Origin of the sequence: Leisingera daeponensis DSM 23529 (assembly GCF_000473145.1) — a bacterium.
GTDB classification, from domain to species: Bacteria; Pseudomonadota; Alphaproteobacteria; order Rhodobacterales; family Rhodobacteraceae; genus Leisingera; species Leisingera daeponensis.
The window spans coordinates 3,610,225-3,624,993 of the sequence record NZ_KI421500.1 but is presented as its reverse complement, the minus strand read 5'-3'; the positions used below and the strand labels follow the sequence as shown (position 1 = coordinate 3,624,993).

The 14,769-nt window shown below is 60.9% G+C and carries 10 protein-coding genes, 1 tRNA gene and 2 rRNA genes (1 of these 13 only partly in view); 5 read left to right on the top strand and 8 right to left on the bottom strand.

Annotated features, from left to right (window positions below; all coding sequences use genetic code 11):
- Positions 1-180: 180 nt before the first annotated feature.
- The 5 genes from DAEP_RS0118135 to DAEP_RS24500 all read right to left on the bottom strand — a co-directional run bounded on the left by DAEP_RS0118135 (position 181) and on the right by DAEP_RS24500 (position 6,844).
- Complete coding sequence (locus tag DAEP_RS0118135) at positions 181-690, bottom strand: L,D-transpeptidase family protein (protein WP_036760835.1); 510 nt, start codon at positions 688-690, stop codon at positions 181-183.
- A 62-nt stretch (positions 691-752) separates the two neighbouring features.
- Positions 753-2,861, bottom strand: a complete 2,109-nt coding sequence (locus DAEP_RS0118130) for a heavy metal translocating P-type ATPase (RefSeq protein WP_483804845.1) — start codon at positions 2,859-2,861, stop codon at positions 753-755.
- 734 nt (positions 2,862-3,595) lie between these two features.
- A complete protein-coding gene (locus DAEP_RS22875; protein ID WP_036760834.1) occupies positions 3,596-4,261 on the bottom strand; it encodes a L,D-transpeptidase in 666 nt (221 codons plus the stop codon).
- Positions 4,262-4,660: 399 nt separating this feature from the next.
- A complete protein-coding gene (locus DAEP_RS0118120) occupies positions 4,661-6,484 on the bottom strand; it encodes a plasmid recombination protein (RefSeq protein ID WP_154665075.1) in 1,824 nt (607 codons plus the stop codon).
- Positions 6,485-6,721: 237 nt separating this feature from the next.
- Positions 6,722-6,844 carry a hypothetical protein gene (locus DAEP_RS24500; RefSeq protein ID WP_275041408.1) on the bottom strand — a complete coding sequence of 41 codons (123 nt, stop codon included), beginning with the start codon at positions 6,842-6,844 and terminating at the stop codon, positions 6,722-6,724.
- Positions 6,845-7,016: 172 nt separating this feature from the next.
- Here DAEP_RS24500 and DAEP_RS0118110 point away from each other — a divergent pair, with 172 nt between their 5' ends.
- The 5 genes from DAEP_RS0118110 to DAEP_RS23685 all read left to right on the top strand — a co-directional run bounded on the left by DAEP_RS0118110 (position 7,017) and on the right by DAEP_RS23685 (position 13,110).
- Positions 7,017-7,502, top strand: coding sequence for a hypothetical protein (locus DAEP_RS0118110; protein WP_027245659.1), 486 nt, complete (start codon positions 7,017-7,019; stop codon positions 7,500-7,502).
- A 153-nt stretch (positions 7,503-7,655) separates the two neighbouring features.
- Positions 7,656-8,570 carry a hypothetical protein gene (locus DAEP_RS0118105; protein ID WP_027245658.1) on the top strand — a complete coding sequence of 305 codons (915 nt, stop codon included), beginning with the start codon at positions 7,656-7,658 and terminating at the stop codon, positions 8,568-8,570.
- An 86-nt stretch (positions 8,571-8,656) separates the two neighbouring features.
- A complete protein-coding gene (locus tag DAEP_RS0118100; protein ID WP_084204456.1) occupies positions 8,657-10,888 on the top strand; it encodes an AAA family ATPase in 2,232 nt (743 codons plus the stop codon).
- A 328-nt stretch (positions 10,889-11,216) separates the two neighbouring features.
- Positions 11,217-11,396: a hypothetical protein gene (locus DAEP_RS24015; RefSeq protein WP_154665074.1), complete on the top strand. Its 180-nt coding sequence runs from the start codon at positions 11,217-11,219 to the stop codon at positions 11,394-11,396.
- A 25-nt stretch (positions 11,397-11,421) separates the two neighbouring features.
- Positions 11,422-13,110: a recombinase family protein gene (locus DAEP_RS23685; RefSeq protein WP_084204491.1), complete on the top strand. Its 1,689-nt coding sequence runs from the start codon at positions 11,422-11,424 to the stop codon at positions 13,108-13,110.
- Here the strand turns inward: DAEP_RS23685 and DAEP_RS0118085 are convergent.
- The 3 genes from DAEP_RS0118085 to DAEP_RS0118075 form a co-directional block, all read right to left on the bottom strand.
- A tRNA-Met gene (locus DAEP_RS0118085) sits at positions 13,067-13,143 on the bottom strand. The genes DAEP_RS23685 and DAEP_RS0118085 overlap by 44 nt on opposite strands.
- A 44-nt stretch (positions 13,144-13,187) precedes the next feature.
- A 5S ribosomal RNA gene (gene rrf / locus DAEP_RS0118080) occupies positions 13,188-13,302 on the bottom strand.
- A 210-nt stretch (positions 13,303-13,512) separates the two neighbouring features.
- Positions 13,513-14,769, bottom strand: a 23S ribosomal RNA gene (locus DAEP_RS0118075) (it continues 1,574 nt past the right edge of the window).

The following is a 14,769-nucleotide window of genomic DNA, read 5'->3' as shown; positions in this document are numbered from 1 at the left end:
CTGTTCGCTTGGCCTTCCCGGCAATCTCGCAACCAGTTCACTTGATGATCTCAGATCGGTTTCGTTTTTACGGGCCGAGTATACCGATGGCTTTGAAGTGATCGTGATGGTGTTTGCAATCGCGGCCTTCAATGCCGCACTCAAGCACCATTTTCTTGACTGCCCGCCTAGGCGCGAGATCTAGGCATATATTTCGATGGGCGTCCCGTCCCGCACCATTGCATAGACCTCTTCGATCTGGCGGTCGGAAACGGAGATGCAGCCTGCGGTCCAGTCGCGTTTGTTCATTGGGTCAATGCCCCGCCGCGGCCCGCCATGGATGAAGATGTCACCGCCCGGAGATTTGCCCTGTGCCGCTGCAAATGCGAGGTCCGCCTCGTTTGGATAAGAGATGCCGATGGAGAGATGGAACAGACTGTCAGGATTGCGCCGGTCAATGAGATAGGCTCCTTCGGGCGTTCGTCCATCTCCCTCAAATTGCTTATGGCCTTCCGGTGCAAACCCCAGCCCGACCGGATAGGTGCGCAAAACACCCTCAGCACCATCCAACACAAGCAAACGTTCTGATTTGTAGAGCCGCAAACGGGTAACCTCGGGCCCGGTATACTTGCGGAACTTGCTTGCACAGCCGGATAGGAGCGCGGCAATGCCGCCCAGTAGAATTATGCGTCTCGGAATTCTGTAGATCATCGCTGCCCGGTGCCATTTTGACGGCTTGTTGCCACAAGCCTAGTTGAATGGCCGGCACCAAATCAATGACCGTGTGCCAAAGCGCCGTGCGCCATTTGTTCGCCCACCGGCTCGCCGCCTTTCGGCGGCGACTTGTGGCGGCCGCCTGCGTTCAGCAGCCGCAGCGCATTGGCCACCACCAGAAACGAGACGCCCACGTCCGCCGCAATGGCCCCCCACATCGAGGCCATACCAAAGGCGGTCGCCACGACAAAGGCGGTTTTCGTCGCTAGCGAAAGGCCGATGTTCTGGCGGATGATGCTCATTGTGCGGCGCGAATGGGCAATCAGCCACGGCACTTTGGCGATGTCGTCGGTCATCAGCGCGATGTCCGCCGTCTCGATGGCCGCGTCCGAGCCCACGGCGCCCATGGCGATGCCGTAATGTGCCCGCGCCATGGCAGGGGCGTCGTTCACGCCGTCTCCGATCATGACAACAACCGAATGACTGTCCACCAGGTCCTCGATGGCAGCTACCTTGTCTTCGGGCAGCAGTTCGGCACGCACCTCGTCGATACCGACTTCGGCTGCTGCGGCGCGCGCCGTACGCTCGTTGTCGCCAGTCAGCATGACAATGGTGTTAACACCCTGTGCGTGCAATTTTGAGACGATGCCTTTGGCGTCGGGCCTGATCCGGTCGCGCAATTCGAGAACGCCTAATACGCCTGTCTCGTCGCCCACCGCGACCAGCGTCGCCCCGGCACCTTCGATCCGGTCCCGCAACTCACCAGGAATGGCATCGCCAAAACCTTTCTCTGCGGCGAACCGGTCAGAACCAAGCCAGACGGCCCGGTCACCCGCGCGCCCTTCAAGCCCGCGCCCCGGCACTGTGCGGGTATCCTCCGCGGCGGCTATTGAAACGGCGTCCCGCCCGGCGCGCTCGAGGATCGCGCGCTCCAGCGGATGCGAGGAGCGTGCCTCCAGCGACGACGCCAGCGCAAGCAGATCCCGCGCCTCCGCCTTTCCAAGCGGATGGATTGCTGCCACTTCCGGCCGACCCTCGGTGATCGTCCCGGTCTTGTCCAAGGCCAGCGCCGTCGTGCGGCCTGGTGCCTCGACATATGTGCCGCCCTTGATCAGCACGCCCGCACGCGCCGATGAGGCCAGCGCCGCAACGATCGAGACGGGTGTCGAAATCACCAGCGCACAGGGGCAGGCGATGACCAGAAGTACCAGAGCGTTGTAGAACCAGAAGCCCCAGGCACCGCCAATAAGTGGCGGCAGAACCGCGATGGCAATTGCCAGCGCCATGACAACCGGCGTGTAAATCCGCGCGAATTTTGCCACCCACTGTTCCACCGGTGCGCGGCGGGCGTGGGCGTCGCCGACCATGCGGGTGATTTTCGCGAGCACGGTGTCCGACGCCGCCTTCGTTGCGCGCACAGTGAGCGTGCCTTCGCCGTTGATGGTGCCGGCATAGACTTCGTCGCCCGGCTCCTTTGGCACCAGAGCACTTTCGCCGGTGATAGGGGCCTGATCAACAGCGCCTGCTCCGTCAACGACTTCACCGTCAAGCGGGATGCGGTCGCCGCCTCGCACGATGAATTTTGCATTAACCGCCACAGCGGACGCCGGAACGTCCGCTTCCGATCCATTGTCGTACAGCACCCGCGCCGTGGGTGGCGCTAGGTCCAGCAGCGCCGAAACTGCATTCCTCGCCCGGCCGACGCTCCAGCTTTCGAGATAAAGCGAAAGCGAGAAGAAGAAGGCAACCGTCGCGGCCTCGAAAAGTTCGCCAAGGCCGATGGCGCCAGCGACGGCGACGACCATCAGGAGGTTCATGTCGGGCGAAAATCGCCTAGCTGAAGACCATGCCTTGGGCGCAACGAGCCAGACGCCAAAGAGGATCGCAACCGCGAAGAGCCCGGCTTCGGCCAGCGGCATCGGCGCCTCCCCATGGCCCGAGAACAGCCCGATAGCCCCACCCATACCGGTCCCGACGACGTGGTAGAAGAACCCTGCCGCCCAGAAACCGCCGCTCAACACGGTGAAGCGCCTTTGACGTGCCAAATGCGCCACCTGATCCTCCGCTGCGTTCTCGGCGTCCCAGGGCTTTGCGCTCATCCCGGTGCTGGCGACCAACTTGGCGACCTCGGAGTCGGATAATGCTCTTGCGGTATCAAGAACCGTCATGCGTCCGTTGATCACATCGAACGCAAGATGTTCAGTTCCGCCCACATTCGGACCTACGACCCGGTTCAGGACTGCCACCTCTTCGGCGCAGTCGAGTCCGGAGACCTGGAAACTGCGCCCGTTGGCGGGGGGGCGGGCCGGCCGGAGCGATGTCCCCGCAGGTCGAGGCACCGCCGCAGCAGGCCGCTTCATGATCCTGTGTGCAGGTAATATTGTGATCGTTCTGGCGAGTTTCGAGCGGCATGGACAGACCTTCAGTTTCGAGGAGATCCTTCGAGCTTAGTCCCTACAGCAACTAGAGCTTCAAGATGTTAAGCGCGTTTCTTTAGCTACACGCGCAAATGCGCCGTCAATGCGGGGACCGACCTCTGGCTTGTGGCGAAACGTGCCGTATGCCAGATTGCCGGCGGGAAACAGAAAAACAAACGGCAGAGGTTCAGATGCAGAAACGAAATGCGGCTATTGTGGCCACAGTACTTTTCTTGGCTGGATGCTCATCCTCTACCATCGTCTCCGGAAACACCGCAACGCGGGTCGGAAACGTGCCAGACGCGGTCGTCGATCTCGCGGCTCCAGGACAAGATCTTGCGTCTGCGCGGCTTCTGCCTGAAGATGGTTGCTATTGGTATGAGCATAGCGGGCCAGTTGAAACCACATTGCTGCCGCTTAGAACAACGGCGGGAAACCCGATCTGTTCGAAACCAAACGCATAGGCTAGGTCAGCAACATCCCCCTCAACTCCGCGAAGTGATGCCGTCTTCGGCCTCATACAGATAGGCGGTCGAGCCGGCTTCCACGTTTGGGTAGAGATCGTTGATATGCGCCATCACCATGCGAACGCATCCTGAACTTGCCCTGCCCCCGATCGAACGCGGCCATGGCGTTCCATGAATACGCAGGTAGGTATCCCGGTTTCCGACGTACAAGTAGAGAGCGCGGGAACCTAGCGCGTTCTTCGGGCCTGGTTCCTGGCCGTTTGCGTACTGGGAATAGGCCTCCGGGTCGCGTTCGATCATGGATTGCGTAGGCGTCCAATGCGGCCACTCAACTTTGCGCCGGATGGTGTAAGTGCCAGGCTCGTACAAATTGCCACGGGCTATGGCCACACCATAGCGCATGGCGGTTCCGCCTTCTTCAATGTGGTATAGGTACCTCGCGATGGCATCGACATGGATGTCCCCCGGCACCAACCCGTCGTTTGCAACGACTCGGGTCGGAAGGAAACGTTGATGCAGCCCCCATGGGTTAGACGTTGCCGGATCATAGTTTGGCGGCGTAATTTGAGCGTCCCAGTTTGCCTTCTGTGTGGCGGTTGGCCAAGAACCGGCCCACACCGGTCCCGAAATTGCGGTAGAGAACAGTGCTGTCGAACTTGTGACAAAATGGCGTCTCGTGAACATATTTGAGATTTCCTCCTGTGCCGTTTGTGTACGCCGAATTACGCCACTCCGATAAGATCTACAGCAACTAGAGGGTCAAGGGGTTTCTGAGGCCAGGCGTAGATTTCTGCACCGAGCCATTTTCGCTGATTGTCTCAAACCGGTACCCGGCCAGCCCGAATACCCATGCTTGGCCCCGCGTCTTCCTTGTCCGATCTAACCGCAGCGAAAGGGCGATTGGAAATTTACGCTTGAGACTGGTCTTGAATGGCTGGTGTGGCGACATCGGCTGCAACGCAGCAATAAGCGTGCCGCACCTGCGAGCGGATGCTGCGTCAGCAAACACCCGGAAGGGCAACGGCGGCAAAGTCCGGCACAGCAAACCTTGGCTTTTCACGCAGCAAAAGTCAGCAGTCGGCCCTATTTCGGTCCGCTGTTTATACCACCGAGCGTGATCCTCGACAGCCTCGCTGCATCTTCCGGCTCCCATTTCTGACGCAGGCCGCGGACATAATCCGCGTCCTGCTTCAACTTTTGCCGTTCGTTGGCGAGCGCGCGTTTCACGGTCCGGGCCACCAGTTGAGCAATGCGCGTGACCATCCGCATTGCCGGGCGGATTTCTTTCAGCTTTTCATCCCGCGCACCCTTGGTATCCGGAGCGGCCCCGCCCCAAGTCAAGCCGGCCTGCTGATCCGCAGACGCCTCCCGCCAGAAGACCGCCCCATCAGCAACCAAATCCAATCCGGTCTCGATGGCATCCGTGATGACCTCTGCCTCCGTTGCCTTCAACCGGACCTTTTCTTCTGCCTCCTGCAGCCTCTTCTCCTCAGCCAGCCGGGCAGCCCGGGCCTCAGCAGCCGCTTTTTCTTCCTGGCCGCGGTGCTGAACCATCCGCCGCAGTTGAGCGGCCAGATCAGATTTCTCTGCCTTCGTGGCGTTCAGCACCTGCTCGGCCTGTTGCCTTTCTTGGATAACCCGCGCGCGTTTTTCCTCTTCGGCCTTCCGCGCTGCCATCTTGGCCCGGTACTTTTCCGCAGCTTCTTCTGCCCTTGCCTCATACCCCTTAACCCTCGGCTCCAATGCCCCGACCTCAGCCACAATTTTCTTTTTCAGAGCATTCGCGGCGTCAGCCGCTTTTTCCTTCTGCACAGCCTCTGCCTCCGCCATATCGCGGCGGCGGATCATCTTTGCAGTTTCCCTCGCGGTCCGCTGTTTGCGGACCCGTGCCTCTTTCACCGCGCGTTTGCGCGATTTCTTGACCGTGGCCTTGGCCAAGTCCCGGCCGTTTTCAACGGCCGCCTTTGCCTCATCCAGGGCATCGCCCAGGATGCGCTTCTTCTCTGCCTGCGCCTTTTGGCGCTCCTCGGCACGCCACTTTGACGGCGGCACATGCTGCCGCCGCTCGGGCAGAGGTTTTCCCTCTGCCCGCGCCTGGCGCCGGGCCTCGGCTCGGCGCTCCCCCCGGGTGATCCCGATTGTCTCGAAGGCCTCTCCGGCAAGATCCTGGGCATGCTCATAGCTTTTGATGAGCGGGTTCTCAGATGCCTGCAGCAGAATCTGATGCCCGCGGTTGGCGGATGGTTTCTCGGTCCAAACGGCCACGACAAAGTGGATATGGTAAGCTTCTTCATCGACGTGGGCGCTTGCATAGCGCAGCTGCCCGTTTGGAAAGTTTTCACCGAGGAACGACATGGCGGTTTTGCGGAAAGCAGAGACACGTTCCGGATCCCATTCCAACAGGCCTGCGCCACCGAACCAATCTTTGTTGACTGTGATGATGCCTTCCCGCAGCGGGCCTCTGCTGCAGGACCGCCAGGGGTCTGCAGGCCCTTCCGCCTCCAGCTTCCTGGCGTCCTTCATGCGTGATTTGGCTCTGAGGGCACGCAAATGCTCCTGGTGATTGTGACGGCGCATCTCAGCAATTTCATCACGTATCTGCTGCTGCCAGCCCGGCCCGCCGGCCAGCACCTGGTTCAGCCGGGACAGCTCCTGGTCGACATGATCCAGGTCGCCACCAGAGCGCTCGTCATGCATCTTGAACTTGCCGAGATCCCGCGGAAACAAGCCTGCAAAGCGCAGCACAACCGGTGCTTCATCAAGAATTACGGGCTGGGCTTGGGTGAACATGGGCTGTACGGTCATCTTGCTGCTCGGATCTGCTTCTCTGATCCGAGTCTCCGCGAAGACGAAGAAAATCCCGATAGGCTTATTTTTGTTTTTGTGAGGCTTGTACTCACTAGGCAAGTTGCAATCTTGGGCTGGGCCCCAGGATTTCAACTTGCCGTTCGCGAGGGGGATACCCCCTTCGATCCCCTCCTCGTCAGCTTATCCGGGCGTCACCCGGATAAGCTTCCTGCGGCCAGCAGCCTGCTGGACCCGCCCTGCCGGGGGCCGTGGATGACTTATTCTTTTTCGATAATCTTGAATGACAGCAAGCCGATCGAACCAGACACCTGGGTCATTTCCTCCAGGCGCCCGCACTTACTTTTGCAGATACCCTTGTTCTTTAAGGTGCGCGATCAGAAGCCGTTCCACATAAGAGGCTACAGACCGGTCATCCTGCGCCGCTGCCTTTTCTACGGCTTTCTTGGTTTCTTCAGTCACTCGTACAGATATCGCTGATGTTCTGGCCATGTGTTCACTTGTGTGCAGTTGACATTCAGATTCAATGGGTGCATATTGCATCTAGTTGCACACATTTGCAACAGGCCGAGGGGAAGGTGGAAGCTCCCCGCCCGGCCCTAACCAAAACCGATCTCGTGGAAGGAGACCGACTATGGCTGATACTTGCCGTATCACGCGCGAATGCGCGCTGAAAGCCCTGTGGCCCGCATCTGTCGCAGATGACAGCCCCACCTTCATCACCCGCACCTTCGACACGCTGACCAAAGCAGTGGACGAAGCCCTCGAATTGGAGCGCGATCTGTCGCACGCGCTGTCCTGGGATCCCGCATCCACCGGTATCCAAGAGGCCGCCGAAGCCAAGTGGCAGGATTGTCTTCAACTCAGCGGCGACATCCTGACGGCACAGGTGGTCAGTGCCGAAGATTTGCCAATGCAGCGCATGAGCATGCTGCTGCACTTTCTGATCGAATCTGAGAGCCTGGACGAGGCACTTCGATTCCAGCAGCTGATGCATGAGCACCGGGACCTTTTCACTACCGATGATCCCGGTGTCCGCGAAGCGCTGAACCGCGCGGCGCGGCAAGTCGACACCGTGGTGGAGATGGCAGTGACAGCTCCGGAATTCGCGCCGGTCTGATCCCCCCAATCCCCCGTGACATAACCTGACCCGGCCCGCAGCGGATCTCTCCGCCTGCGCCCGGCCGCGTCATGCCCAAATCCAGATTATCCCGGCAGGTGCCCCATATCCGGCGCCTGCCCTCTCTCCCGCTTTGCGCAAACGGAGTTCTCAATGACCCATACATCAATCGCCACGTCCGCCGCCTTCCCGCTCACCATTCACCCCCACTGGCGCGCCGCCGCCGAAGCCAAGGGCTTCGGCATCCTGCAGCGCATCAAGGACCGCTATCACCTGCTCCTATCCTGCCACACCTGCCGACGGGCACATTCCAGCAAGATCTTTGTTCTCATGAACAGCCAGCCGCAGTGCCCGCACTGCATTCAAGACCGGTGGCAGGCCGATGCCGAGGCCGCAGGTTTGAAATGGGCAGGCCGCGATCCGGAAGACCGTCACTATGCCCACTATATCGCCCCCTGCGGCCATAACTTGCGCCGGCAATTTGAGATGGTGAAGCGTGCCGCCGAAGGCGTCTGCGACGTACGCTGCGAACTCTGCCAGCAGCATAAGGAGCAAGAAGAAGCCTCCGCGCAGGGTTGGGAGCTGATTGGACCGGATCCGAACAGGAACCAGAACTACCGCCTGTACCGGCATGCGTCCTGCGGCCATGTTCAGCGGATCGCACGAGCCAACATGCAGACTGGCCGGTTTCAATGCAGCAACTGCGGCGAGGGCTGGAGCAGTGCGCCAAGCTTTCTCTACGTCATGCAGCTCAAACTCGCCAAAGGTGCCAAGCTGATCAAGCTGGGCTACAGCAGGGATCCCATTTCCCGCCTTTACCACCAACTACTGAAGACCAAGGAGACGGAGGCGCAGGTCCTGCGGACAGTTCCCATCAGCTCCGGCCACACAGCTGTGCAAATTGAGAAAGGCCTGCATGCGCGGCTGAAGGCAGAGCACCCCGACAGCGTCGCGCCGCCAGACCTTTACGCCCATGAATTGAGGGTCAAAAGCGAGGTCTACTTCGCCGATGCGACCCAGGTGATCTTCGCAATGCTCGACGCCATCCGAGCGGAAGAAGACACCTAAGCGCCCCCCTCTTCAATTTCCGAACTGTTTCACGCCCGGCTCTGCCAGGCGCCCGATCCTCTTTGCCTGTTCACTGGAGGTTTGCCATGAACCAATCCAACCACTCCCCCGCGCGCCCCGATTGGTGGCAGTTCGCTGAAGACTGCGCCCGCCGCTATCATCTCTATCACAGAGAGCTGCAGCAAACTCGGCGCAAGACACTCAAAGAAGACGCACCAGACGGCAGGGCTGGCGCCGGGGAGCCCCTTGTGCCCCCAGCACCGGATCACCCCCATTCTTTGCTGCAGCATCTGAGCGAGCAGCCGGACGCGCGGCATCTGCCGCCGGAACTCTGGGAAGCGCTGGAGCAGGAAGGTGCCGACCCATATGCCTGTGACAACACGGGCCGCTGGCTGCCGGGCACAGACCTGCCGGCAGACCAGCTGCTTCTGCTGCTGCGGATCGCCGCGGCCTTCGGCTCCCCGGCTGCAGTGGACGCGCAGCTTGCCCGTGGCGCCGTGCTGATCCTTCGCAACGTTCCTGCTTCCGGTTTTTCAAGCGTGGAAAACCTCCTTAACCACGCCCTGCTGCCGCCGGGCTGGCAGGCCTATGACGCCCGGCGGCAGGTGCAGCTGCCTCAGCGCGTGACCCTCGCTGTCCCCAGTGCCCGCGATGGTGCGATTGAACAGCAACACATTGATGAGCTGCAGGATCTGATCATCAAGGGTCTGGCGCACAGCCAGCCTTTGTGGATCTGCCTGCCGGATGAGATGGCACTGCCCGCGCCGCTGGTGGCGGAGCACTGTCATCAACTGACAGTGCCGCAAGTGGACGCGGATTTTCTGATCGCCCTGCTGCGTCAGACCCACAGCCGGACAGGCCGCATTGATGAAGCCGCCGCCCGTGCCGCGCTGCCCCGGAACGGCCAGTTGCAGGAGCTCTCCATCCCCGCACTCTCGTTCGCCCTGCGTGCGCCCACAGCGAAGAAGATGGCGCAACGCCTGTCCCAGGCGCTTGCTGCCGCTGCCGCTTCACCACCCGAAGCCCACGCGCCGAGGGAAGAGATCACAGGCATTGGCCGGTCCTATGACACCGCCCGGCAACTGGTTGCGGACCTGCGGCTCTGGGCCGAAGGCGGAGTGGCCTGGAATGAGATCCCGCACTCCTTGCTGCTTTTTGGCCTGCCAGGCACCGGCAAAAGTTATCTGGCAAGGACAATGGGCCGGAGCGCTAGGGTAAATTGCGTTGAGACCAGCTGCGCCGAATGGCAGAGCGCAGGGCATCTTGGCAACCTGCTGCTCGCGATGCGAAGAAGCTTCGATGAAGCCCGGAAGAATGCGCCCTGTATCCTTTTTTTGGATGAGATTGACGCGATCGGTTCCCGCGACAGTGCCGGCGACAACAGTGCCAGCTACAGGCGCCAGGTGGTCGCCGGGTTCCTTGAGCAGATGGACCGCATCAGCCGGGAGGAAGGGATCATGGTGGTTGGTGCCTGCAACCACCCGGAGCACCTAGACCCCGCGGTGCTGAGAGCCGGGCGGTTTGACATCAAGATCCAGATGCCGCTGCCAAGCATGGCGATGCTGCAGCACCTCCTTGCTGAGCGGCTGCAGGACGCGGTCCAAGAGGAGGATTTGCAGCAGCTGGCACGGGACTGCATTGGAAAGACCGCTGCCGACGTGGACGCGGCGGTGCGCTCTGCCCGCAGTGAGGCCCGGCACAGCGGCTGCCCGCTCGATCTGCAGCTTCTGCGCCGCCATCTCGGGGTCACGGCGCAGGAGGAGAACCAAGACCTCTTGTACCGCATCGCAGTGCATGAGTCTGGCCACGCCATCGCCGCCTGGATCTTCGGTGAGACGGTCAACCAGGTCCGGGTGGCGGCCGCAGGCGGCACAATCGAGCGGGATGTTCCCCCGAACGCGGGGCTGGACACAGATTTCGACCGTCAGCTCTACGTTCACCTGGCCGGGCGGGCAGCGGAGCGGCTCGTCTTCAATACTGTTTCTGCCGGGGCCGGCGGGGGCGCCACCTCCGACCTCGGGAAAGCAGCGCGGATGGCTCTGGCGATGGATTTTGAACTAGGTTTGGGCGCCTTCGGCAACGGCTGGTTTGGACCGCAGGATCCAGCCCAACTTGCAGAACCCGACCGCAAACGCCTCCGTGAGAAGCTCGACCACGCGGAGGACCACGCACGCGCACTGCTGTATCCCTATCAGCAGCTGCTTCAGGACATGGCTGCAGACTTGGTGCAAAAACGAGAGTTCGATGCCAAAACGGTCCGGTCCTGGCTGCGTGATGTGCCACGCAAAAATGGTCCAGAGCAGGTCCTGGACCAGTAGATGCGTTCGCCAACCAAGCCGCGCCGCCGCGAGGTTTGCACAATTCTTATGTGCAATCTCCAGCGGTGCAGGCTCCGGTTGCTCCAAAATCCGGACTATTCCCTCCTGGAAATACTTTGCCGCAAAGCCCCGCCCGGGCGGTCTATGCCCGAATCCCTCCCCAGCCCCCTCTGCAGAGGGAAAGTTCCGTAATTCGAGGCCCTTATCCACAATTTCCGTCTCCGCAGGGTTACAACCTGGGTCGCTCCAACCCAATCCGGCGCAGTAAACTGTCTCCATCAGCACACGCGGGCGGCCACCGCCCACCGGAGACAGGAGACCTCGGCCAATGGCACGGGACCGGAAGAGACATGCCGAATGCCAGCAGGCGCCGGAAACACCCGGCCGCCCGCAAAACGGCTCCTACCGGCAGGACGCCAGCACCCGCGCGTCACTTCACGAACTCCTGCGCGCCCTCGCCCGCGAGGCAGCCCGCACCGACCACCGGGACGGCAATTCTCCCGGTTAACATCAAACCACCGGAGAACACCGCCATGTCCCAGCCCAGGCTCAGAGCAGCCATCTACGCCCGCTACTCGACAGACCTGCAACGCGACGCCTCTGTCGAGGACCAGATCCGAGACTGCACCGATTACGCCAAGGCCCAGGGGCTGGAGGTCGTGGCCACCTATTCCGACCGCGCCATCTCCGGCGCCAGCCTTATGCGCAGCGGCATGCAGGCCCTGCTCCGCGATGCGCGCGGCGGCACCTTCGATGTGGTTATCTCGGAAGCCCTCGACCGTCTAAGCCGCAACCAGGCCGACATTGCTCACATCTACCAGGAATTTTGCTTCAACGGCCTCCCGATCGAGACCGTGGCGGACGGGCTGATTTCGGAGATCCATATCGGGCTGAAGGGCACGATGAATGCGCTCCAGCTCAAGGACATCGCGATGAAGACCCACCGCGGCCTCAAGGGGCGCGCTTTGGAGGGCAAATCCGCGGGCGGCAAAGCTTACGGCTACCGCATGAAGCCTCAACTCACGTCCTGCGGCGAGGTGATCCGCGGCGAGCGCGAGATCAATCCTGAAGAGGCCAAGATCGTGCGCAGGATCTTCCAGGATTATGCCAGCGGCCTGTCGCCGAAGAAGATCGCCGAAGCGCTCAACAAGGAGCGCGTGCCTGCCCCGTCCGGCCGCCACTGGGGTGCCTCCACCATTCACGGCAACCGCCAGCGCGGCACCGGCATCCTGAACAATGAGCTCTACATCGGCCGGCAGGTCTGGAACCGGCTGCGCTACGTGAAGGATCCGCAAACGGGCAAGCGCATCTCGCGGCTGAACCCGGAAAGCGAGTGGACGGTCACCAACGTTCCGCAGTTGCGGATCGTCGAACAGGATCTCTGGGATGCGGTCCGGGCCCGCCAGGGCGAACTGAAGACCACGGGCACCAATGTGCCGGTCTGGGACCGGCGCCGCCCCAAGACCTTGTTTTCCGGATTGATGGCCTGCGGCTGCTGCGGCGGCGGCTTTGCCAAGATTTCGAAGGACAGCTTCGGCTGCTCCCCGGCAAGGAACAAGGGCACCGCGGTCTGCAGCAACAAGCGCACGATCAAACAGGCCGACCTGGAAGCCCGGGTGCTGTATGCACTGGCGAACCACCTGATGGATCCGGACGCGGTGCAGGTCTTCTGCGAAGAATACACTGCCGAACGCAACCGGCTGAAGGCGGCAGCCGCCGGGAACCGCAAGGAAAAGGAACAGGCGCTCGCCCGTGCCAAGCGCGACCACCAGAAGCTGGTGGATGCGATCATTGCGGGCATTCCCGCAGACCAGGTGAAGGACCGGATGATCGAGCTCGACGCGCGCCGCCAGCAACTGGAACGGGAGCTGGAGCAGACCCCTGCCCCGGACACGGTGGTGTTTCACCCGTCAATGGCCGAAGCCTACCGGGAGCGGGTCAGGCGGCTGATCAAGGGCCTTGGTTCCGCCGCAGGCATGGAAGAGGCCAAGGAGGCGCTGCGGTCTCTGGTGGAGCGGATCGTGCTGACGCCCGCGGCGGAGGGCTCTGGCCTGGATCTGACGCTGGAGGGGGATCTGGCCGGGCTTTTGCGGCTTGCGGCGGGTGCGCAAGGCCCGGACACGAAGAAGGCCCCGGGCGGTGCGCCAGAAGCCTTTGATATGTCTTGCGAATTAGTGTTGGTTGCGGGAGCAGGATTTGAACCTGCGACCTTCAGGTTATGAGCCTGACGAGCTACCTGGCTGCTCCATCCCGCGACAGGTGTTTAATGATCGTTATGAGAGGTATTGGATTTTACTAGGTTTGGCGGTGACCTACTCTCCCAGGGCTTGAGCCCAAGTACCATCGGCGCGACAGTGCTTAACTTCCGGGTTCGGGATGGGACCGGGTGTTTCACTTGTGCTGTGGCCACCAAACCAAGAAAAATCCAATACCGACGGCCTTGGGTATGAAGGCATTCGAGGGGCAGGCAGCGCATTTGTTTATAGGATGCGCTTTCCGGCCCTGCTGCTGTGTCACCGCCTTNTGGCGGCAGGCACGGCAGCCTGCGTCGGTTACAATCAACGTTGTCCGTTTTTTTGGGATGGTTTGCTTGTTTGGCCATGTAACACTGTCTGTTACTGGATCAAATCAAGCCTATCGGGCGATTAGTACCGGTCAGCTGAACGCATTGCTGCGCTTACACCTCCGGCCTATCGGCGTGGTGGTCTTCCACGGCCCTCAGGGATACCTTGTTTTGAGGGGGGCTTCCCGCTTAGATGCCTTCAGCGGTTATCCTGTCCGATCATAGCTACCCAGCACTGCTATTGGCATAACAACTGGTCCACCAGTGGATCGTTCACCCCGGTCCTCTCGTACTAGGGGCAACTCCTCTCAAGTATCCTGCACCCACGGCAGATAGGGACCGAACTGTCTCACGACGTTCTAAACCCAGCTCACGTACCTCTTTAAACGGCGAACAGCCGTACCCTTGGGACCTGCTCCAGCCCCAGGATGAGATGAGCCGACATCGAGGTGCCAAACACTGCCGTCGATATGGACTCTTGGGCAGTATCAGCCTGTTATCCCCGGCGTACCTTTTATCCGTTGAGCGATGGCCCTTCCACGCGGGACCACCGGATCACTATGGCCGACTTTCGTCTCTGCTCGACTTGTCAGTCTTGCAGTCAGGCTGGCTTCTGCCATTGCACTCAACGAGCGATTTCCGACCGCTCTGAGCCAACCTTCGCGCGCCTCCGTTACTCTTTAGGAGGCGACCGCCCCAGTCAAACTACCCGCCACGCAGGGTCCCGGATCCGGATAACGGACCGCGGTTAGACATCAAGAGTGCGAAGGGTGGTATCTCAAGGGAGGCTCCACCGGGACTTGCGTCCCGGCTTCGATGCCTACCACCTATCCTGCACATCACAATCCTGATGCCAGTGCGAAGCTGTAGTAAAGGTGCACGGGGTCTTTCCGTCTAACCGCGGGAAGCCTGCATCTTGACAGGCAATTCAATTTCGCTGAGTCGATGTTGGAGACAGCGGGGAAGTCGTTACGCCATTCGTGCAGGTCGGAACTTACCCGACAAGGAATTTCGCTACCTTAGGACCGTTATAGTTACGGCCGCCGTTTACCTGGGCTTCAATTCGGAGCTCTCACCCCTCCTTTTAACCTTCAGGCACCGGGCAGGCGTCAGACCCTATACGTCGCCTTACGGCTTCGCAGAGCCCTGTGTTTTTAATAAACAGTCGCCACCCCCTGGTTTGTGCCCCCGGATCCAAGTTGCCTTGAACCCGGGCCTCCTTCTCGCGAACTTACGGAGGTATTTTGCCGAGTTCCTTCAACATCGTTCTCTCAAGCGCCTTGGTATGCTCTACCAGTCCACCTGTGTCGGTTTAGGG

Excerpts from the sequence above, each read along its gene's own strand:
- DAEP_RS0118135 (WP_036760835.1), bottom strand. The coding sequence starts at position 690 with ATGATCTACAGAATTCCGAGACGCATAATTCTACTGGGCGGCATTGCC.
- DAEP_RS0118130 (WP_483804845.1), bottom strand. The coding sequence starts at position 2,861 with ATGACGGTTCTTGATACCGCAAGAGCATTATCCGACTCCGAGGTCGCC.
- DAEP_RS22875 (WP_036760834.1), bottom strand. The coding sequence starts at position 4,261 with ATGTTCACGAGACGCCATTTTGTCACAAGTTCGACAGCACTGTTCTCT.
- DAEP_RS0118110 (WP_027245659.1), top strand. The coding sequence starts at position 7,017 with ATGGCTGATACTTGCCGTATCACGCGCGAATGCGCGCTGAAAGCCCTG.
- DAEP_RS0118105 (WP_027245658.1), top strand. The coding sequence starts at position 7,656 with ATGACCCATACATCAATCGCCACGTCCGCCGCCTTCCCGCTCACCATT.
- DAEP_RS0118100 (WP_084204456.1), top strand. The coding sequence starts at position 8,657 with ATGAACCAATCCAACCACTCCCCCGCGCGCCCCGATTGGTGGCAGTTC.
- DAEP_RS24015 (WP_154665074.1), top strand. The coding sequence starts at position 11,217 with ATGGCACGGGACCGGAAGAGACATGCCGAATGCCAGCAGGCGCCGGAA.
- DAEP_RS23685 (WP_084204491.1), top strand. The coding sequence starts at position 11,422 with ATGTCCCAGCCCAGGCTCAGAGCAGCCATCTACGCCCGCTACTCGACA.